16 protein-coding genes and 1 pseudogene are annotated in these 18,998 nt (G+C 73.0%); 11 read left to right on the top strand and 6 right to left on the bottom strand.

Features of this window, described 5'->3' with window-relative positions; genetic code table 11:
* Positions 1-551 (top strand): annotated as a pseudogene (locus ABD323_RS31495) (hypothetical protein); the annotation flags it as partial.
* A 41-nt stretch (positions 552-592) separates the two neighbouring features.
* On the opposite strand, the gene ABD323_RS31490 reads toward ABD323_RS31495, so the two are convergent.
* On the bottom strand, positions 593-1,354 hold the full coding sequence (locus tag ABD323_RS31490; protein ID WP_344445448.1) for a hypothetical protein: 762 nt from the start codon (positions 1,352-1,354) through the stop codon (positions 593-595).
* Positions 1,355-1,808: 454 nt separating this feature from the next.
* On the opposite strand from ABD323_RS31490, the gene purN reads away from it, so the two are divergent.
* Both purN and purH read left to right on the top strand, forming a co-directional pair.
* Positions 1,809-2,468: a phosphoribosylglycinamide formyltransferase gene (gene purN / locus ABD323_RS31485; protein WP_344445447.1), complete on the top strand. Its 660-nt coding sequence runs from the start codon at positions 1,809-1,811 to the stop codon at positions 2,466-2,468.
* Positions 2,465-4,048, top strand: a complete 1,584-nt coding sequence (gene purH / locus ABD323_RS31480) for a bifunctional phosphoribosylaminoimidazolecarboxamide formyltransferase/IMP cyclohydrolase (protein ID WP_344445446.1) — start codon at positions 2,465-2,467, stop codon at positions 4,046-4,048. The genes purN and purH overlap by 4 nt, the downstream gene beginning before the upstream one ends.
* A gap of 147 nt (positions 4,049-4,195) precedes the next feature.
* Here the strand turns inward: purH and ABD323_RS31475 are convergent, their stop codons facing one another.
* The 3 genes from ABD323_RS31475 to ABD323_RS31465 form a co-directional block, all read right to left on the bottom strand.
* Positions 4,196-4,870: an RDD family protein gene (locus tag ABD323_RS31475; protein WP_344445445.1), complete on the bottom strand. Its 675-nt coding sequence runs from the start codon at positions 4,868-4,870 to the stop codon at positions 4,196-4,198.
* Between the two features lie 108 nt (positions 4,871-4,978).
* Positions 4,979-5,398, bottom strand: a complete 420-nt coding sequence (locus ABD323_RS31470; protein WP_344445444.1) for a DUF2752 domain-containing protein — start codon at positions 5,396-5,398, stop codon at positions 4,979-4,981.
* Positions 5,395-5,838 (bottom strand): hypothetical protein, encoded by a 444-nt coding sequence (locus ABD323_RS31465; RefSeq protein WP_344445443.1) that lies wholly within the window; start codon positions 5,836-5,838, stop codon positions 5,395-5,397. The genes ABD323_RS31470 and ABD323_RS31465 overlap by 4 nt, the downstream gene beginning before the upstream one ends.
* Before the next feature lie 224 nt (positions 5,839-6,062).
* Between ABD323_RS31465 and ABD323_RS31460 the strand changes: the two genes are divergently transcribed.
* From ABD323_RS31460 to ABD323_RS31430, 7 genes are all read left to right on the top strand, one after another.
* Positions 6,063-6,917 carry a bifunctional methylenetetrahydrofolate dehydrogenase/methenyltetrahydrofolate cyclohydrolase gene (locus ABD323_RS31460; RefSeq protein ID WP_344445442.1) on the top strand — a complete coding sequence of 285 codons (855 nt, stop codon included), beginning with the start codon at positions 6,063-6,065 and terminating at the stop codon, positions 6,915-6,917.
* A 106-nt stretch (positions 6,918-7,023) separates the two neighbouring features.
* On the top strand, positions 7,024-7,437 hold the full coding sequence (locus ABD323_RS31455; RefSeq protein ID WP_344445441.1) for a DUF3017 domain-containing protein: 414 nt from the start codon (positions 7,024-7,026) through the stop codon (positions 7,435-7,437).
* A gap of 167 nt (positions 7,438-7,604) precedes the next feature.
* Complete coding sequence (locus ABD323_RS31450; protein ID WP_344445440.1) at positions 7,605-8,600, top strand: malate dehydrogenase; 996 nt, start codon at positions 7,605-7,607, stop codon at positions 8,598-8,600.
* 106 nt (positions 8,601-8,706) lie between these two features.
* Entirely contained in the window at positions 8,707-10,020 is a 1,314-nt protein-coding gene (locus tag ABD323_RS31445) for a hemolysin family protein (protein WP_344445439.1), read from the top strand.
* Positions 10,021-10,050: 30 nt separating this feature from the next.
* Positions 10,051-11,091, top strand: coding sequence for a tryptophan--tRNA ligase (trpS, locus tag ABD323_RS31440; protein WP_344445438.1), 1,041 nt, complete (start codon positions 10,051-10,053; stop codon positions 11,089-11,091).
* The gene (locus ABD323_RS31435) at positions 11,091-11,666 is read left to right on the top strand and encodes a 2'-5' RNA ligase family protein (protein ID WP_344445437.1); all 576 of its coding nucleotides are present in this window, start codon (positions 11,091-11,093) and stop codon (positions 11,664-11,666) included. Before trpS ends, ABD323_RS31435 begins: the two co-directional genes overlap by 1 nt.
* Before the next feature lie 231 nt (positions 11,667-11,897).
* Positions 11,898-13,877 (top strand): stealth family protein, encoded by a 1,980-nt coding sequence (locus ABD323_RS31430; RefSeq protein ID WP_344445436.1) that lies wholly within the window; start codon positions 11,898-11,900, stop codon positions 13,875-13,877.
* 111 nt (positions 13,878-13,988) lie between these two features.
* On the opposite strand, the gene ABD323_RS31425 is transcribed toward ABD323_RS31430, so the two are convergent.
* Positions 13,989-17,552: a bifunctional glycosyltransferase/CDP-glycerol:glycerophosphate glycerophosphotransferase gene (locus tag ABD323_RS31425; RefSeq protein WP_344445435.1), complete on the bottom strand. Its 3,564-nt coding sequence runs from the start codon at positions 17,550-17,552 to the stop codon at positions 13,989-13,991.
* A gap of 285 nt (positions 17,553-17,837) precedes the next feature.
* On the opposite strand from ABD323_RS31425, the gene ABD323_RS31420 reads away from it, so the two are divergent.
* Positions 17,838-18,770, top strand: coding sequence for a YihY/virulence factor BrkB family protein (locus ABD323_RS31420; RefSeq protein ID WP_344445434.1), 933 nt, complete (start codon positions 17,838-17,840; stop codon positions 18,768-18,770).
* A gap of 19 nt (positions 18,771-18,789) precedes the next feature.
* Here the strand turns inward: ABD323_RS31420 and ABD323_RS31415 are convergent.
* Positions 18,790-18,998, bottom strand: a 209-nt coding sequence (locus tag ABD323_RS31415; protein WP_425556222.1) for a hypothetical protein, incomplete at its 5' end; no start/stop codon positions are given.

Here is an 18,998-nt window from a genome sequence, read left to right as displayed (position 1 = left end):
TCGGCGAGCCGGCCTGCTGGCTCGCCGGGGGAGCGCTGGGCGCGGGGCGGATGGCGCAGCTGGGCCCGTCCGGCTGGTCGGGGGCGGCGGCGGCCGGCTGGCTGGCGCTCGTCGCGGTGCCGGGGGCGCCGGCGGTGCGCTGGTGGTTGCTGCGCCGCGGCCTGGGGCCGGCCGGGGAGCCGGCGGAGCTGGAGTTCGGCCCGTGGTCGCCGCTGCACCGGCCGTGGGCGGCACCGGCCGGGGCCGCCGTGCTGAGCGGGGCCGCCGCGGTCGCCGCGGTCGCCGGACCGGCGGCCTCGGTCCGCCCGTGGCGCCGCTTCGGGCACCGGTCCCGGCCGATCGGCGAGCCGATCCCCGAGGCCACCGCCGAAGGCACCCCCGAGGACACCACGCGGGCCACCGCCGAGGGCCGGCCCCGGTGGTGGGCGTGGCCCGTCGAGCGGGTGCGGGCGCTCGGGCGGCCGCGGCGACCCGAGTGGCTGCGGCGGCCCGCCGGGTGGGTGCGCCGGTGGCCGGACCGGCTGCGCCGTCCGCGGGCCGGTCAGGAGTGAACACGGGCGGCCCGGGTGGTGCGGCCGGGCGCCGTGCGGGATCAGCCCTGCGGGTCGGTGTACGTGGAGACCCAGTGTGGGGCCAGGTCGGCGCAGCTCTGGGTGGCGGTCGTGGTCAGCGCGTCCTGGACGCAGGTGAAGTACGGGCGGTAGGCGAGGTCGAGGGCGAACGAGCCGAGCACCAGGGCCACCGCGACCCCGCCGGTGATCAGACCGCCGAGCGCGGCGGGCACCTGCGGGCGGCTGCGCTGGGTGTAGGGCCAGCCGACCGGCGGCGCCCCCTGCGGGTCGCCGCCCGCCACCGCGTCCGGCTCCCCGTCCCGCTCCAGGTCCGCCCCGGCCCCCGCGGCCCCGACGGCCACGGCTCCCGCCGTCCCGGCGTCCCGGCCGGAGGCGCGCAGGGCGCTGACGCCCCAGTACAGCGCGAGGGCGCCGAAGAGCAGCGCGAGCGAGAGGATCCCGCTCAGCCCGCAGAAGAGCGCGGCCATGCCGCCGGCCAGCGCGTAGCGCGAGCGCCGGTGCACCGGGTCGTTGGGGTCGAAGCGCGGCTGCTGGGGTCCCTGCGGGCGCTCGGGCCAGCCGGGCCCGCCACCGCCCTGCCAGTTCGGGCTCCACGGATGCGGCGGCGGCACCGGCGGCCGCGAGGGCCGCTCCTCACCCGACGGCGTGTCGGACCCGGGCGCGGACCCGTCGCCGCCGGGCGCGGGCGCCTGCGGGAGGCGCGGCCGCCACGGCTGGTCCGGAGCATCCTGCGGCGGCGGCGCGAAGGGGTTGCGCTCGTCGCTGTTGTTGCCGCTGCTCATGGTGGTCGGGATCCTCATCGTCGTCGTCGGGCGTCGTCGGGCGTCCGCTGGAGCCGGGCCAGCGGCCGCCGAGCCGGCCGCGTCGGACCGCCACGCGCGCGCGGCGGTCACTGCACCCATGATCCCGCAGGCCGTCCACCGGGCACGGGCGGCCTGCCGTTCGATGCGAAACCGCAGCGTCCCGGCCCGCCGCCGCCCGCGGGGGCGGGTGATCGGGGCCGGGACGAGATCCCGCTCTCATCTACGCGCGTCATGCAGAATCCCAGGTACAGACCCCGTTCAACCAGCCGTTATCGTGGTGACGGTCAGCAGCTCTCCCGGGATCCCGGGGCCCGCAGCGCAGCGGGACCGATTCCCGGCACCAGCCGACCGCCGACCTGCAGCCCGTCCGTAGTGGCCCCACCGCCGGTGGATGTACCAGCGGGCGGGCACCCGACATACGGAGACCCGCGCAGTGGCCGCCGCATCCTCGTACGCCTTCCCGCCCCCCTCCGACCGTCCGGCCCGACTGGTGGTCCTGGTCTCCGGCTCGGGCACCAATCTCCAGGCGCTGATCGACGCGGTCGCCGACCGCGGGTACGGCGCCGAGATCGTCGCCGTGGGCGCCGACCGGTCCGGCATCGCCGGCCTGGAGCGGGCCGAGCGGGCGGGCCTGCCGACCTTCGTGCACCGGGTCAAGGACTACCCGGACCGGACCGCCTGGGACGCCGCGCTGACCGCCTCCGTCCGTGCGCAGCGTCCCGACCTGGTGGTCACGGCCGGTTTCATGAAGATCCTCGGCCCGGACTTCATCGCCGCGTTCACCGGACGCATCGTCAACACCCACCCCGCGCTGCTGCCTTCCTTCCCCGGCGCGCACGGCGTCACCGACGCCCTCGCGTACGGCGTGCGGGTGACCGGCTGCACCGTCCACCTGGTCGACTCCGGGGTGGACACCGGTCCGATCATCGCGCAGGGCGTCGTGGAGGTCACCGACGCCGACCACGCCGATGGCGGCGAAGCGCTGCACGAGCGCATCAAGACTGTCGAGCGCCAGTTGCTCGTCGACGTCGTGGGCCGACTCGCCCGCGAAGGCCACCGCATCGAGGACCGAAAGGTTTGGATCCCGGCATGAGCTCCGCCCACAGCACCACCCCGCCCGTCTCCGAGAACGTCCGGCCGATCCGCCGCGCGCTGATCAGCGTGTACGACAAGACCGGCCTGGAGGAGCTGGCCCAGGGCCTGCACGCCGCCGGGGTCGCGATCGTCTCCACCGGTTCCACGGCCGGCCGGATCGCCGCGGCCGGCGTCCCGGTGACCGAGGTCTCCGAGCTCACCGGCTTCCCGGAGTGCCTGGACGGACGCGTCAAGACGCTGCACCCGCGGGTGCACGCCGGCGTGCTCGCCGACCTGCGCCTGGAGTCGCACCGCGCGCAGCTGGCCGAGCTCGGCATCGAGCCGTTCGACCTGGTCGTGGTGAACCTCTACCCGTTCACCGCCACCGTCGCCTCCGGCGCCACCCCGGACGAGTGCGTCGAGCAGATCGACATCGGCGGCCCCTCCATGGTCCGCGCCGCGGCCAAGAACCACCCCTCGGTCGCCGTGGTGGTCGACCCGGCCCGCTACGCCGACGTGCTCGCGGCCGCCCAGGGCGGCGGCTTCGACCTGCTGACCCGCAAGCGGCTGGCCGGCGCGGCCTTCGCGCACACCGCGGCCTACGACGTCGCGGTCGCCTCCTGGTTCGAGGACTCGGGCTACACGGAGACCGACCAGGCGTTCGCCTCCTTCGTCGGCGCCACCTGGGAGCGCTCGAACGTGCTGCGCTACGGCGAGAACCCGCACCAGAGCGCGGCGCTGTACACCGACGGCACCGGCGGGCTGGCCTCGGCCGAGCAGCTGCACGGCAAGGAGATGTCGTACAACAACTACGTCGACACCGACGCCGCCCGCCGCGCCGCCTACGACCACCAGGGCCCGGCGGTGGCGATCATCAAGCACGCCAACCCGTGCGGCATCGCGACCGGCGCGGATGTGGCGCAGGCGCACCGCAAGGCGCACGCCTGCGACCCGCTGTCGGCCTTCGGCGGCGTGATCGCGGTCAACCGCCCGGTGACGGTCGAGCTGGCCGAGCAGATCGCCCCGATCTTCACCGAGGTCGTCGTCGCGCCCGGCTACGAGGACGGCGCGCTGGAGGTGCTGGCCCGCAAGAAGAACATCCGCGTGCTGCGCGCCCCCGAGGCGCCCGCCGAGCGGCTGGAGGCGCGCCGGATCAGCGGCGGTCTGCTGGTCCAGCAGGTCGACCGGATCGACGCGGCCGGCGACGACGCGGCGGGCTGGACCCTGGCCACCGGGCAGGCGCTGGCGCCGGCCGAGCTGGCCGACCTGGTCTTCGCCTGGCGGGCCTGCCGGGCCGTCAAGTCCAACGCGATCCTGCTCGCCAAGGACGGCGCCTCGGTCGGCGTGGGGATGGGCCAGGTCAACCGGGTCGACTCGGCCAAGCTCGCGGTCGAGCGGGCCGGCGAGCGGTCGGTGGGCTCGTTCGCGGCCTCCGACGCGTTCTTCCCGTTCGCCGACGGCCTGCAGATCCTGCTGGACGCGGGCGTGAAGGCCGTGGTGCAGCCGGGCGGTTCGGTGCGCGACGAGGAGGTCGTGGCGGCCGCCGCGGCCGCCGGGGTGACCATGTACTTCACCGGGACGCGGCACTTCTTCCACTGAGCACCCGTGATCACCCGCTGAGCACCCGTGATCACCCGCTGATCACCCGCCACCCGGGCCGGAGCGCCGGCCGGGGTACGGGAACCCCGACGGGCCGTGGCCCCCGCCACGGCCCGTCGGGGTGTCAGGACGTCAGGTGGTCGGCCGTCAGGCGCGGATCACCAGGGTGTTGCAGACCTTGTCGGCGAAGGTCTGGCCCTTGTCGTCCCAGATCGGCCACAGGTAGCCGATGCCGCAGAGCAGCGAGTCCAGGGCGTGCGCGATGCGGCGCACGAAGGCCAGGCCGAAGCCGAGCGTGGTGCCGTCCATCTCGCGGACCAGCCGGATGCCCACGGCCTTCTTGCCGATGGTCTGGCCGGTGCTGCCCTCGCGGACCAGCTGCCAGATGCCCAGGATCAGGCTCAGCAGCGAGCCGATCAGGATCAGCGCCATGCCGCCGCCGGTGATCCCGCTGGAGGGGGTCGGGCAGATCGGGGTGCCGTACGAGTCGGTCGGGCAGTTGGTGACGCTCTTGGCCACCGAGGTCGCCACCATGCCGATGCCGATGATGGTCCCGATGGTCGAGGGCAGGCCGACCACCAGGAAGTCGATGAAGCTGGCGCCGACCCGGGCGCCCCAGCTGGCCAGTACCGGCGGGGCGGCCTGCGGGTAGCCGTAGCCCGGGGCCGCCTGCTGCGGGTAGCCGTAGCCGGGAGCGGCCTGCTGCGGGTAGCCGTAGGCCTGCTGCTGGGGCTGGCCGTACGGGTTCTGCTGCTGCGGGACGCCGTACGGGGCCTGCTGGGGCTGGCCGTAGGGGTTGTTGGGATCGGGCGGGTAGGACACGTGGGCCTCCGGGCGATGGCTGCTCGGAAGCAGCCGGGAACGGTGGGGACAGGCGGAACGGATGGTGCTGGTGGGACTGATGTGACAGCCGGTGAGACTAGTGGGGTGTCATGACAGGCCCACACCCAGGCGGTTGAGTTGCCAGAACCAGGCCACCGCCAGGCCGGTCCCGATCAGGGTGCCGCGCTGACGCGGTGACAGCGCCCACCAGCGGGCGCCGCCGCCCAGCGGGGCGGTCAGCAGGGCGAGGACCGCGAGCACGGTCACCGGATTGGCCGCGACGGCGGCCGCCCAGTGGCCGTGGCCGGCCTCGACGAAGACGGTCGTGCTCCCGCAGGCCGGGCACGGGATGCCGGTGAGGCGGCGCAGCGGGCAGAGCACCCCCGGGTCGTGCGTGTCGTGCAGGGCGGCCACCGCGAGGGCGGCGCCGGCCGCCAGCGCGCAGCGCCACGCCGTGCGGGCCAGCGCGGTGCGTCGTGCGACCGGTCCGGTGCGCGCCGCGCGGACCGGCCGCAGTGGGGCGGTCACCAGCCCTTTTTGTAGGCGATGACGTAGAAGATGATGTAGACCACCATGATCAGGAAGCCGATGGTGTTGATCACCAGGCCGGCGATCGCGGCGCCCTTGCCGAGTCCGGTGGTCTTGGCCCGGCCCAGTCCCACCACGCCCAGTCCCAGGCCGACCGGGGTGAGCAGCAGGGCCGGGAAGAAGCACATGCCGAACAGGGCGAACCCGCCGATCACCGCCGAGGCGATCGCCAGGTTGTTCTGGGTCGGCTTGAGCGGGCCGCCGGGGTAGCCGGGCGGGGGCTGCTGCGGGTACCCGGGCTGGACGTACACCGGCTGCTGGGGAGGGTAGCCGGGCTGCTGCTGCGGCGGACCGTACGGCTGCTGCCCGTAGCCGGACTGCTGCCCGTAGCCCGGCGACTGACCGTACGGGCCCTGGGGCTGCTGGTACGGATTGCTCACGGTGTTTCTTCCCCCGTTCGCCCGCCGTCCGCCGTACGGTCGGGGGCTTCAGACTGTTGCTCGACGCCTATGGTCGCGGTGGCCCGCCGCACTGTCCAGCCGCGGGGCGTGGCGCGGACACAACTGTGGCGGAACTGCAACCGGATCCACACGTTCCGTTAAACCCGGTCCCAGGGGGGACGGTGGCGTGTCGAGCAGTGCCGCCGATCCGGGAGGATAGGGGCATGACTGCCCAGATTCTCGATGGCAAGGCCACCGCGGCCGCGATCAAGTCCGAACTCGCCGTACGCGTGGCGGCTCTGCGGGAGCGCGGCATCACGCCCGGTCTCGGCACCGTCCTGGTCGGTGACGACCCGGGGAGCCACAGCTACGTGCGCGGCAAGCACCGCGACTGCGCGCAGGTCGGCATCGCCTCCATCCAGCGCGAACTGCCCGCCACCGCCAGCCAGTCCGACGTCGAGGCCGTGGTCCGCGAGCTCAACGAGGACCCGGCCTGCACCGGCTACATCGTCCAGCTCCCGCTGCCCAAGGGGCTGGACGCCAACCCGGTGCTCGAACTGATGGACCCCGACAAGGACGCCGACGGCCTGCACCCCACCTCGCTGGGCCGGCTCGCGCTCGGCATCGACGGCCCGCTGCCGTGCACCCCCTACGGCATCGTGGAACTGCTGCGCCGTCACGACGTGGAGATCAACGGCGCGGACGTCGTGGTGGTCGGCCGCGGGGTCACCGTCGGCCGCTCGATCGGCCTGCTGCTCACCCGCAAGAGCGAGAACGCCACCGTGACGCTCTGCCACACCGGCACCCGCGACCTCTCCGCGCACCTGCGCCGCGCGGACATCATCGTGGCGGCGGCCGGCGTGCCGTACCTGGTCAAGGCCGAGGACGTGCGCCCCGGCGCGGCCGTGCTGGACGTCGGCGTCAGCCGCACCGAGGCCGGCCTGGTCGGCGACGTGCACCCGGCGGTCGCCGAGGTGGCCGGCTGGCTCTCGCCGAACCCGGGCGGGGTCGGCCCGATGACCCGCGCCATGCTGCTCAACAACATCGTCGAGGCGGCCGAGCGCCAGGTCGCCGGCTAGGGCCCAGGGCCTGCCCGGCACCCCCCCCGCGCGCCGGGCCCGCCCGGCCCGGTGCGCGGGATCCTCGTAGTCCACCCAGAGCGGTCTCTATCCCCAGGGAACAGGAATGAGCGCGGTACGTACGGGCCGGTCCTCGCGCCGGCGGCCGGCCAGGACCACCGGCACGCTGCCCCCGGAGGGCTCCGGAGCGGCGATGGACCGCGGCCACTCGCTGCCGGTGCGCCAGTGGCCGATAACGCTGGTGGTCCTCGTGGTGGCGGCCGGCCTGGCCGTCACCTGGTCCGGCCACTTCCGCTACGGCCTGCTGACCATGGGCGGCGGTTTCCTGCTCGGCGCGCTGCTGCGGCTGGCGGTGCCGGAGGTGGGGCTGCTGGCGGTGCGCAGCAGGTTCACCGACGTGCCGGTCCTGCTCTTCTTCGGGGCGGTGATCATCCTGTTGGCCCTGATGGCCCAGCCGGACCCGTGGCTGCGGCTGCGGATGCTGGAGGACATCGGCAAGCTCATCGGGCGCCGGCACTGAACCCCGGGGTCGGGCTGTGACGCACCAGCCACGACCGGACGCGCGCCGAGGGCCCGGCGTTGCGATAACCTGACGCCGGTTCTCTCGATGTCGAGAGAAAACATCCTCGGCTCCAGCGCGCCGGCGTGCCTGGGGCGCCTGGCGATCTGCTGGAGAAGGTAATCACCATGACTCGCACCCCCGTCAACGTCACCGTCACCGGCGCGGCCGGCCAGATCGGCTACGCGCTCCTGTTCCGCATCGCCTCGGGCCACCTGCTCGGCGCGGACGTGCCGGTGAACCTGCGCCTGCTGGAGATCCCGCAGGGTCTCAAGGCCGCCGAGGGCGTCGCGATGGAGCTCGACGACTGCGCCTTCCCGCTGCTGCGTGACATCACCATCACCGACCAGGCCGCCACCGCCTTCGAGGGCGCCAACGTGGCCCTGCTGGTCGGCGCCCGCCCGCGCACCGCCGGCATGGAGCGCGGCGACCTGCTGCAGGCCAACGGCGGCATCTTCGGCCCGCAGGGCAAGGCGATCAACGACCACGCCGCGGACGACATCAAGGTCCTGGTGGTCGGCAACCCGGCCAACACCAACGCCCTGATCGCCCAGCGCAACGCGCCCGACGTGCCGGCCGAGCGGTTCACCGCGATGACCCGCCTGGACCACAACCGCGCGGTCGCCCAGCTCGCCAAGAAGGCCGGCGTCACCGTCGAGGACATCAAGAAGGTCACCATCTGGGGCAACCACTCGGCCACCCAGTACCCGGACCTGTTCCAGGCCGAGATCGCCGGCAAGAGCGGCTTCGAGGCCACCGGCAGCGACCTGGCCTGGATCGAGAACGACTTCATCCCGACCGTCGCCAAGCGCGGTGCGGCGATCATCGACGTGCGCGGCGCCTCGTCGGCCGCCTCGGCCGCCAACGCCGCCATCGACCACGTCCACACCTGGGTCAACGGCACCCCGGCCGGCGACTGGACCTCGATGGGCATCGTCTCCGACGGCTCCTACGGCGTCGAGGAGGGCATCATCTCGTCCTTCCCGGTCACCACCAAGGACGGCAAGTTCGAGATCGTCCAGGGCCTGGAGATCTCCGACTTCTCGCGCGCCCGGATCAACGCCTCGGTCGCTGAGCTGGTCGAGGAGCGCGACGCGGTCAAGGAGCTCGGCCTCATCGGCTGACCTCCCGACCACCCGGCGCCCGGCATCCGGCGCCCGACGTCCGGCGAAGGCCGGCCACCCCCGCCCGCGGCAGGGGTGGCCGGCCTTCGCCGTACACTCGACGACCGTGAACGAAACCGTCGGGGACGCCGCTCTCGTCCTGCTCTTCATCGTCCTCGGAGGGCTCTTCAACATCGCCGAGATCTCGCTGATCTCGCTGCGCGAGGGCCAGATCCGCGCGCTCGCCGAGCAGGGCACCAAGCGGGCCGCGCGGGCCGCCCACCTGGCCGCCGACCCCAACCGGTTCCTGGCGGCCGTGCAGGTCGGGGTGACCTGCATGGGGTTCCTGTCGGCCGCCTTCGGCGCCGACACGCTGGCCGGCAAGCTCTCCCCGGTCTTCGTCGACCTGGGCCTGTCGGCGGGCGTCTCGGACGCGGTGGCGCTGGTCGGGCTGACCCTGGTGATCTCGTACATCTCCCTGGTGCTGGGCGAGTTGACCCCCAAGCGGATCGGCCTGCAACGGGCCGAGTCGATCGCGCTGCTGGCCGCGCCGGTGGTCGACGTGATGTCGGTGGCGCTGCGACCGGTGATCTGGCTGCTGGGCCGGTCCACCAACCTCATGGTGCGGCTCTTCGGTGGTGACCCCAACGCGGGGCGCGGCAGCATGAGTTCGGAGGAGCTGCGGGGCCTGGTGGCGGCCAACACCGAGCTCGGCACGGACGAGCGGGCACTGATCGCGGACGTCTTCGCGGCGGGGGAGCGCCAGCTGCGCGAGGTGATGGTGCCGCGCACCGAGGTGACCTTCCTGGACGCCGACCAGCTGCTCTCCGAGGTGCGGGAGGAGACCAGCACCTCACCGCACTCGCGCTACCCGGTGGTGGAGGGCTCCTACGACGCGGTGGTCGGTTTCGTGCACGTCCGCGACCTGTACCGGGCGCTGGGCGAGCACGCGGTGCGGGTGCGCGAGATCGCCCGGCCGGTGAAGCTGCTGCCGGCCACCAAGAAGGTGCTGGAGGCGATGAGCGAGATGCGCCGCGAGGGGCACCACCTGGCGATGGTGGTGGACGAGTACGGCGGCACGGCCGGCATCGTCACGCTGGAGGACCTGGTCGAGGAGGTGATCGGCGAGATCCGCGACGAGTACGACGCGCAGGAGACCACCGCGACCCGCCGGCTGGCCGGTGGCGGGGTGGAGGTGAACGGGCTGCTCAACCTGCCCGACTTCGCCGAGGAGACCGGCGTGGCGCTGCCCGAGGGCCCCTACGAGACGGTGGCCGGCTACGTGGTGGCCGAGCTGGGCGAGCTGCCCGCGGTCGGCGACCAGGTGCTGACCGGCGACGGCGTGCTGCTGACCGTCGCGATGCTGGACGGGCGCCGGATCGACCGGGTCCGGGTCAGCGCCCCGCGACTGTCCGAACCTCCAAACGAAGCCGGGTCCTGAGCGCCGCGCGAAGCTGGAAGAATGGCGCCCATGGTCACTGCAGCGGTCAACGGTCAGGCGCAGGGGCGCCCTCGGGTCCTCTCCGGCATCCAGCCCACCTCGGGCTCGTTCCACCTGGGCAACTACCTGGGCGCGGTGCGCCAGTGGGTCGATCTCCAGGAGTCGAACGACGCCTTCTACATGGTGGTCGACCTGCACGCGATCACCGTGCCGCAGGATCCGGCCGTGCTGCGCGAGAACGCCCGCGTCTCGGTGGCCCAGCTGCTCGGCGCGGGCCTGGACCCCGAGCGCTGCACCCTGTTCATCCAGTCCCACGTGCCGGAGCACGCGCAGCTCGCCTGGGTGATGAACTGCCTGACCGGTTTCGGCGAGGCCGCCCGGATGACCCAGTTCAAGGACAAGTCGGCCAAGCAGGGCAACGAGAGCACCTCGGTGGGCCTGTTCACCTACCCGATCCTGCAGATCGCCGACATCCTGCTCTACCAGGCCGACGCGGTCCCGGTGGGCGAGGACCAGCGCCAGCACCTGGAGCTCACCCGCGACCTGGCCGAGCGGTTCAACACCCGCTACCGGCCCACCTTCACGCTGCCCAAGCCGTACATCCTCAAGGCGACCGCGAAGATCCTGGACCTCCAGGACCCGACGGCCAAGATGAGCAAGTCGGCCTCCTCGGCGAAGGGCCTGGTCAACCTGCTGGACGACCCGAAGGTCAGCGCCAAGAAGTTCAAGAGCGCGGTGACCGACACCGGCACGGTGGTCTCCTACGACGAGCAGGAGAAGCCCGGCGTCTCCAACCTGCTGCAGATCCACTCCGCGCTCAGCGGGCAGAGCATCGAGCAGCTGGTGGCGCACTTCGAGGGTCGGATGTACGGCGCGCTGAAGACCGAGCTGGCCGAGCTCTTCGCCGAGTGGGTGCTGCCCTTCCAGGAGCGCACCCGCGGCTACCTGGACGACCCGGCCGAGCTCGACCGGGTGCTGGCGGTGGGGGCGGAGAAGGCGCGCGCGGTGGCGTCCGAGACGCTGGCGACGGTCTACGACCGCATCGGCTTCCTGCCGGCCGCCAAGCGCTGATGCCCGATGCCGTGTCCGCCGGCGACGGGGGCCTGGCCGAGGCCCTCGCCGCCGGCGCGTCGCTGACCATCGGGGTCGCGGTCACCGTGCCGGAGCCGTTCGGCACCGCGATCCAGGATGCCCGGGCCGCCCTCGGGGACCCCCTCGCCCGGGCGATACCGACGCATGTCACGCTGCTGCCGCCGACCGAGGTGCCCGGCGAGCGGCTGGCGGCGGTGCGCGCGCACCTGGCGGCGGTGGCCGCCGCGCACCGGCCGTTCCGGATGCTGCTGCACGGCAGCGGGACCTTCCGCCCCGTCTCCCCGGTGGTCTTCGTCCGGGTCGAGGAGGGCGCCCAGGAGTGCCGCACGCTGGAGGCCGAGGTCCGCTCCGGCCCGCTGGCCCGCGAACTGGACTTCCCGTACCACCCGCACGTGACCCTCGCGCACGGGCTGGAGCCGGAACTGCTGGACGCCGCCTCCGCGCGGGCCCGGCTCTTCGACGCGGCCTTCACGGTCGGTGGATTCACGCTCTCCTGGTTCGGCGCCGACGGCGTCTGGCGGCCGTGGCACGGTTACGCGTTCGGCGCTGAGTAATTCCCCGATTGAATGATGAAGAATTCCTGCAAGTAATCTTTTATTATTTTCTCATTCATCTCTCTGTGTACTCAGCGCTACACTGAGCCGGTAATGGCCACGGGGGCCTTTTGTCGGCCAGGGTGCCCACCGTCTGGAGAGATGATGCGCTGTCGCCGCTGGTTCCGGCGAGTGGCTCGAGCCGCCCTTCGCCGGGTCGTGGGACCGCGGCGAGCACGGTCGGGGCGGGAGGTGACCTCGCCCCTCGCGGCGGCCGGGGTCGGCGTGCCGCACCAGGCCGGCCCGCCGCAGGCCGCCACCCCGCAGGTCCCCGAAACCGGGCCCGACGTCACGCCCGCCGAGCCGGCCCCCGCCGTCGCCGCCCGCATCGAGGCCGAACTGCTGCGCGAGCGTGAGGAGTTGCTGCTCGACGGTGACGCCGGCCTGGTGCGGCACGACGGGCGGGTGGCCGCGGTGCGCGACGACCTGCTCTCCGGGGACGCCTTCCTGCACAGCTTCACCGAGGTCGCCGAGGTGCTGACGGCCGGCGGCCTGGCCTTCGCCCCGATGCCGGGCCAGGAGTGCCGGCAGAGCGTGGTGATCCCGCCGGGCCGGCGCGCCGAGGTGCTCACCGCGCTCGCCACGGCCTTCGCCGGCCGGCCGGTCTACGCCGACCTGCTCGGTCACGACGTCACGCTGGGCACGATGCTGGCCGAGCGCCTGCCGGCCGGCGTCGTGGCTCTGGAGCGGGCCCACGCCGAGGAGCAGCGGGCCCGGCACGAGCCGCCTGCCGGCCGGCCGTCGGGCGAGGAGCCGGGCGAGGAGCCGGGCGAGGGGGAGCCGGGGGAGGGGAGGGACGAGGCGCCGGCCGAGCAGCCGGGGGAGGAGCCGGCGGTCCTGGTCAAGGGCGTGCGGGTGTACCGCCCGGTGGTGACCACCTCGCGGACCCTGGCCTACGGCCCCGAACACGGCTGTGACCTGGACTTCTGGGACTCGGCCGCGCCCTCCGCGGGGGCCATCGCGGCCATCCACGAACCGCCCTTCGGCTGGTGGATCCCCTCGCTGGAGCCGGACAGCACGGTGCGCATCGGCGGCCGCGACTACCCCGTGCCGGCCGCCTTCGCCCAGCCGCTGCTCGACGACGTGACCTTCCCGGTGGACGCCGTGATCACCTGGGTGGACGGCAGCGACCCGGCCTGGCGCCGGCGCCGTGCGGCGGTGGTGGCGGCGCTGGGCGAGCCGCCAGCGACCGGGGCCGGCGACGAGCGCTTCCACAGCCGGGACGAACTGCGCTACTGCCTGCGCTCGATCGCGATGTACGCCCCCTGGATCCGGCACGTCTTCCTGGTCACTGACGACCAGTCACCGGCCTGGCTGCGGGCCGGGCACCCGGGGGTGACGGTCGTCGCGCACCGCGAGCTCTTCGCCGATCCGTCCACGCTGCCGGTATTCAACTCGCACGCCATCGAATCCCAACTGCACAGGATTCCCGGGCTTGCTGAGCATTTCCTGTATTTCAACGACGACATGTTCCTGGGCCGTCCGGTCCGCCCGGAACAGTTCTTCCAGGGAAACGGCTCGCCGCTGGTGAACCTCGATTCCCGGGTGATTCCGCCGGGCGCGGTCAGCAGTCAGGACGACGAGTACGTCGCGGCGCAGAAGAACACCCGCGCCCTGGTGCAGCGCGAGTACGGCCGGCACACCACCAACACCCTGAGCCACGCGCCCTATCCGCTGACCCGCTCGCTGCTGCGGGAGACCGCGGAGACCTTCGCGGTCGAACTGGCCGAGACGGTGCGCACGCCCTTCCGCGCCCCCGAGGACCTCGCGCCGATCACCCTGGCGGTCAGCGTGGGTTACCTCACCAGCCGGGTCGGCTGGGGCCGGATCGGGCACCGCTACGTCGACGTGGACCGCCATGCGGCCCTGGAGCAGCTGCCCGGGCTGCTCCGGGACCGTGGGATCGACACCTTCTGCCTCAACGACGGCGACCTGGACCAGGTGCCGCGCGAGGAGCAGGACCGGCAGGTGACCGGCTTCCTGCGGGCCTACTTCCCGGTCCCCGGTCCCTTCGAGCGCCCCGACGCGCCGGACGTGCCCGGCGCGCGCCCGGCCGGCGAGCCGTCCGCCGAGCCCTCGGCCGAGTCGTGTCCGGTCGACCACCCGCAGGGCGCTCCGGCCGTCGCCGGGGCCGCGGAGCCGCTCGCGGAGGCGACCTGGCTCTCCCGGTAGGCCCCGGTCCCCCGGCCTGCCTCCGGTACCCCCGGAAAGCCCCGAGGGGCCCTCACGGAGCGAACGGATCGTTCGGTTCGTGAGGACCCCTCGGGGTCGGTGCGCGGTCGGTCAGCCCAGCATGCCGTCGACCACCCGGGCGGCGGCGTGGCCGTCGTCCAGGTCGCAGTAGGCGGTGCGGAACTGGGCGTAGGCCTCGCGGTGCTCCTCGGCGACCTTCTCCAGCGAGCCCAGCGCAGCGACCACCTGCTCGGAGGTCCGCAGCAGCGGGCCGGGGGCCTGCTGCTCGAAGTCGAAGGTGAAGCCGCACAGGTTGTCGCGGTAGTGCTCCAGGTCGTACGTGAAGAACAGGATCGGCCGGCCGGTGTTCACGAAGTCGAACATGGAGGCCGAGTAGTCCGTGATCAGCACGTCGGCGATCAGCAGCAGGTCGGCCATGTCCGGGTAGCGCGAGACGTCCCAGACGTAGCCGTTGCCGGAGCCCGGGATCACCCCGTGGCAGTTGGCGTGCGGGCGGACCAGCAGGACCTGGTCCTCGCCCAGTGCCTCGCGGGCCGCGTCCACGTCCAGGCGCAGGTCGATCTGGTAGCCGCCGTGCGGACGCTTGCGGTCCTCGCGGAAGGTCGGCGCGTAGAGCACCACCTTCTTGTCCTCGGGCAGCCCCAGCCGGGTGCGCACCTCGGCCGCCCGCTTCTCCCGGTCGGGGGCGAAGAAGACGTCGTTGTGCGGGTATCCGGTCTCCAGCATCTCGCCCTGGTACTGGAAGGCGCGCTGCAGGACCGGTGTGGCGAAGCTGCTGCCGGAGACCAGCTTGCCCCAGGTCGGCACCTCGCGGTCCAGCGACTTGAGGTAGTTGCTGTCGATGAACCAGATCTTCTCGAAGTCGTGGCCGATCCGCTTGAGCGGGGTGCCCATCCAGGTCTGCACTATCACCTGGCCGGTGCGCGGCGTGACGAAGTCGGGCAGGTGGGTGCTGGTCACCACGTACTTGGCGGTGGCCATCGCCTCGAACCACTCGGGGCTCCACTGGCGCAGCGCGCGGGCGCTCTGCGGCAGGTCGGCCTGCTGGTCGTCGACCGTCCACAGGTGCTCCAGCGGCAGGCCGCGGCGCACCAGCTCCTCGTGGATGGCCCGCGGGGAGCCGGCGTACTGGCCGCCCTGCGCCACGTTGTAGAGCACCGTGTCCCGCAGCGGCTTGCGCTGGGCGGCCGGGAAGACCTCCTTGCGCAGCTGGCGCTGGCGGAAGCCGCTGCGCTCGTGCGGGCCCAGGTCGGAGTGCGCCTCCAGCGACAGCGTGTCGAAGTAGCGGCGCTCCAGGACCACCTGCTTGCCGCGGGCGCTGATCTCGGCGGGCAGCGAGTGGTGGGCCTCCAGCGCGACCTGGACCTTGGGCCAGGTGCGCTCCGGGTCGCCGCCGACCGGGCGGAAGAAGACCTCCCAGGTGCCCTTGTGCAGCGGCACCCGGCCCGAGTACGAGCCGACCGGCACGGCCGGCAGCCGCACCTCGAAGCGGCCCTCGCGCACCACCAGCGGGTGCGTGTAGTCCTCCTCGCGCCAGTTGTGCTTGATCACCAGCTCGTAGGCGTGCTCGCCGGGCAGCGGGAAGCGGCCGCCGAGGGTGAAGCCGTCCTCGTCGCTGCCCTGGATCCGGTCCACCACCGGCTGCACCAGCTGGTCGGAGAACTGCAGGTGCCCGGTGTCGGTGGGCTTGGAGACCAGCACGCGCGCGGTGCCGACCGGGGCCTGCGGGTCCAGCGGCAGCTCGAGCTGCTCCAGCGGCACCCGGTCGTCGACCATGATCGGTAGCACGGTCTTGTCGGTCAGCAGCAGCTGGGCGTACCAGTGGTCGGCGGTACGGGCCGCGGCGGCCGGGTCGAGCTCGTTCCACCGGTCGCGCACCTCGGTGAGCTGCGCGATCGGGATCCGCGCGGTGAACGGGACCGGCCGGCCGGCCGGCACCCCGAACTCCACCGGGAAGGTCAGCTTGGAGCCGGACTCCGAGTGGTGCATCTGCAGCTGCAGGCCCGCCAGGTCGGAGCTGCTGCGCACGATCCCGCTCAGCACGACGGTGTCGTCCTCGGTGTGCAGCTCGGTCAGCGCCGCGCGCAGCGTCTCGACGTCCAGGTGCAGGAAGCCGTCGCGCAGGATCGGCACGATCCGGGTGGTGGCGTCGGCCCAGAAGGTCGGGTAGCTCTGCGCGCTGTCGGTCCAGCCGCCGGACATCCGGCCCTTGTAGACGCCGGCCTTGCCCGCGCCGGCCACCAGCACCCGCCAGCTGCCGTCCTGCCACTGGCCGCGCTTCTTCAGCTTGGCCGGGTCGATCAGGGTGGTGAAACCGGCCCAGTCGCAGCTGTAGATGTCGTGCGGGGAGCTGGCGGTCGCCTCGGGGGCGTACTGGCTCTTGGTGGAGACGGTCACGATGCGCCGGCCCTTGGCCTCGCGCAGCACGATCATCCGGACCAGGTCGTGCTTGCCCTCCGCGCCGACGTGCTCGGGGAAGGCGTGCCCGGTCAGCCGCAGCTTGCCGTCCTCCCAGGCCGAGGTGTAGACGCGGGTGCGCATCACCAGGGCGTTGTCCAGGCGCAGCACGTCCGGCGGCACGCTCTTGCGGCCACCGCGCAGGAAGGGGTAGTCGGCGTAGGGGCGCAGCAGGCCGCGGGCGGGGGCGGCACCGTTGCTCTCGGCCTCGAAGCGCATCTGCGCGACGAACTCGTCGATCCGCCCGGCGAGGGTCAGGTGGTACTTCAGGCGCAGCGGGGCACGCAGCTTGCGCACCAGGTCGGGGCCGATCGCCCGCAGCAGCCGGCCCACGCACTCCAGGTAGGCGTCCCGGTAGTCCTGCTCGCCGTCCACGACGGACCAGAAGAACATCGGGATCTCCTCGACGAGGTTGTTCTCGTCGTAGGCCCGCAGGTACTCCTTGAACTTGGGCGCGGTCTGCTTGAGCAGCCAGCCGCGCACCAGCTCCATCGAGGTGACCCGGTCGATCAGGCCCTTGGGGTTGGTGCGCATCTGGGTGATCGACATCTCGCCGACCTCGCGCTCGCGCCAGTGGTAGATCGGCTCGGAGAGCACGTCCACGCTGCGCGCCAGGTAGTGGTGCGGCACGCTCACCGGGGCGTCCTCGTACAGGATGCCCTCGGGGTAGAGCAGGCCGGCCGCGTCCCAGAACGTCCGCCGGTAGACCTTGTTCCACGCGGTGCGGTCGGTGACCAGCGCCGGGATCTCGGTGATGTGGGTCTTCAGCCGGGTGTGCCGGAACGGCTTGGAGTGGCCGCCGGACTGGTAGTGGCCCACGGCGCGGAAGCGCAGCACGTTGCCGGTGGCGAAGTCCGAGCCGGTCTCGTCGAGCGTGGTGATCATCAGCTCGTAGGCACTCGGCGGCAGGGTGTCGTCGCTGTCGACGAACGCCAGGAACTCGGTGCCCTCGGTGAGGTGCAGCAGCCCGGTGTTGCGGGCGGCGCCGAGGCCGGCGTTCTGCTTGCGGACGAGCCGGAACCGGGAATCCTTGGCCGCGAACGCCTCGGCGATGGCCGCGCTCCCGTCCTTCGAGCCGTCGTCGACCATGATGCACTCGAGATCGCTCATGGTCTGGGCGGCGATGGATTCGAGGCACTCCTCCAGGTACCGCTCGACGTTGTAGATCGGAACAACGACGGAGAGACGGGGGGCCATCAGTTGCGCGGGCCTTTCATCAGGGACGGACGACGGCCTGGTGGTGGACCCCGCATCGGTGGCGCGGGACAGGCGGTACCCGGCGATCCTACCTTTCGTCGCAAGCGGCCCAGGGGGCACCGTCCGCCCGTCGTCCGTCCGCCACCTGGCCGTCATCCGCCCGTCGCATCCGAGGACGGCTCCGGTGCGGCCCAGGACGCCGCCGGGCGGGCCGCACACTGGGCTTTCCAGGGCAAGTGCGATCAACCAGGACTTTTCGACGCCCCGTCAGGGTAGGCGTCGCGCATGGGATTCCTCACCGGGCTGCCGGTCATCGGCCCGCTCGTCACCACCGTGCTGCGCAGTCGCCCGTACCGCGTGTACGAGCACTTCACCGCGGCCAAGAGCAACCGGCTGGCCGGCGCGGTCACCTTCTTCGGCTTCCTCGCGCTCTTCCCGTTGCTCACCGTCGCGTTGGCGATCGCGGTGGCCACCCTGTCGCCCACCCGGGTGAACGACCTCAAGCAGCGGATCGCCGACCAGGTGCCGGGGCTGGCCGGCTCGCTGGACCTGGACTCGCTGATCGCCAACGCGGCCACGGTCGGGGCGATCAGCGGCCTGCTGCTGCTGATCTCCGGGCTCGGCTGGGTGGCCACCATGCGCGGCTCGATCCGGGACATCTGGCAGCTTCCCGCCGAGGAGGGCAACCCACTGCTGCGCAAGGGCTGGGACTGCCTGGTGCTGGCGGGCCTGGGCGTGGTCTCGGCGCTCTCGCTGGGCGCCTCCGCGGTGACCACCCAGCTGGCCGGCCGGCTCGCCGAGGGCCTGGGCCTGTCCGACCGCGGGCCCGCGCACTACCTGCTGGCCGCCGCCGGCTTCGTCATCGCGGTCGGTGCGGACCTGCTGCTCTTCCTCTACCTGCTCGGGCCCTTCCCGCGGATCACCGGCCAGCACCGCGGGGACCTGCTGGCGGGGGCGCTGATCGGCGCGGTCGGCTTCGAACTGCTGAAGCTGCTGCTCTCCTCCTACCTGGGCTCGGTGGCCGGCAAGAGCCTGTACGGCGCCTTCGGCGTCCCGGTGGCGCTGCTGCTCTGGATCAACTTCGTCAGCCGGCTGCTGATGTACTGCGTCTCCTGGACGGCCCTGGCCGACCCCGAGGGTGCCCGCGCGCGGGCCCGGGCGAGCGCGGAGGCGGCCTACCGGGAGGCGGGCGAACTGGGAGCGCCCGCCCGGCCGTAGGGGGCCGGGCGGGCGCGGGTCAGTGGTGGCGCAGCGCGGTGGCGCCGTGCGGGGTGTCCGCGGCGGCCGCCTCCCCCACCTGCGCCGGCTCCCCCTCCGCCGGCCGCGCGCGATCCGCCGACAGCGCCGCGGGCGGGGCGAGGGTGGCGGCCCGCAGGGCGCCCAGGGCGAGCGAGCGGACCCGCTCGCGCCGGCGCCGGGTCAGCAGCCAGCCGGCCGCCGCCGCCC

This window comes from Kitasatospora nipponensis (assembly GCF_039528135.1).
In the GTDB taxonomy this organism is placed as follows: Bacteria; Actinomycetota; Actinomycetes; order Streptomycetales; family Streptomycetaceae; genus Kitasatospora; species Kitasatospora nipponensis.
Note: the sequence above shows the minus strand (reverse complement) of the source record. Positions and strands in the feature narration are given on the sequence as shown.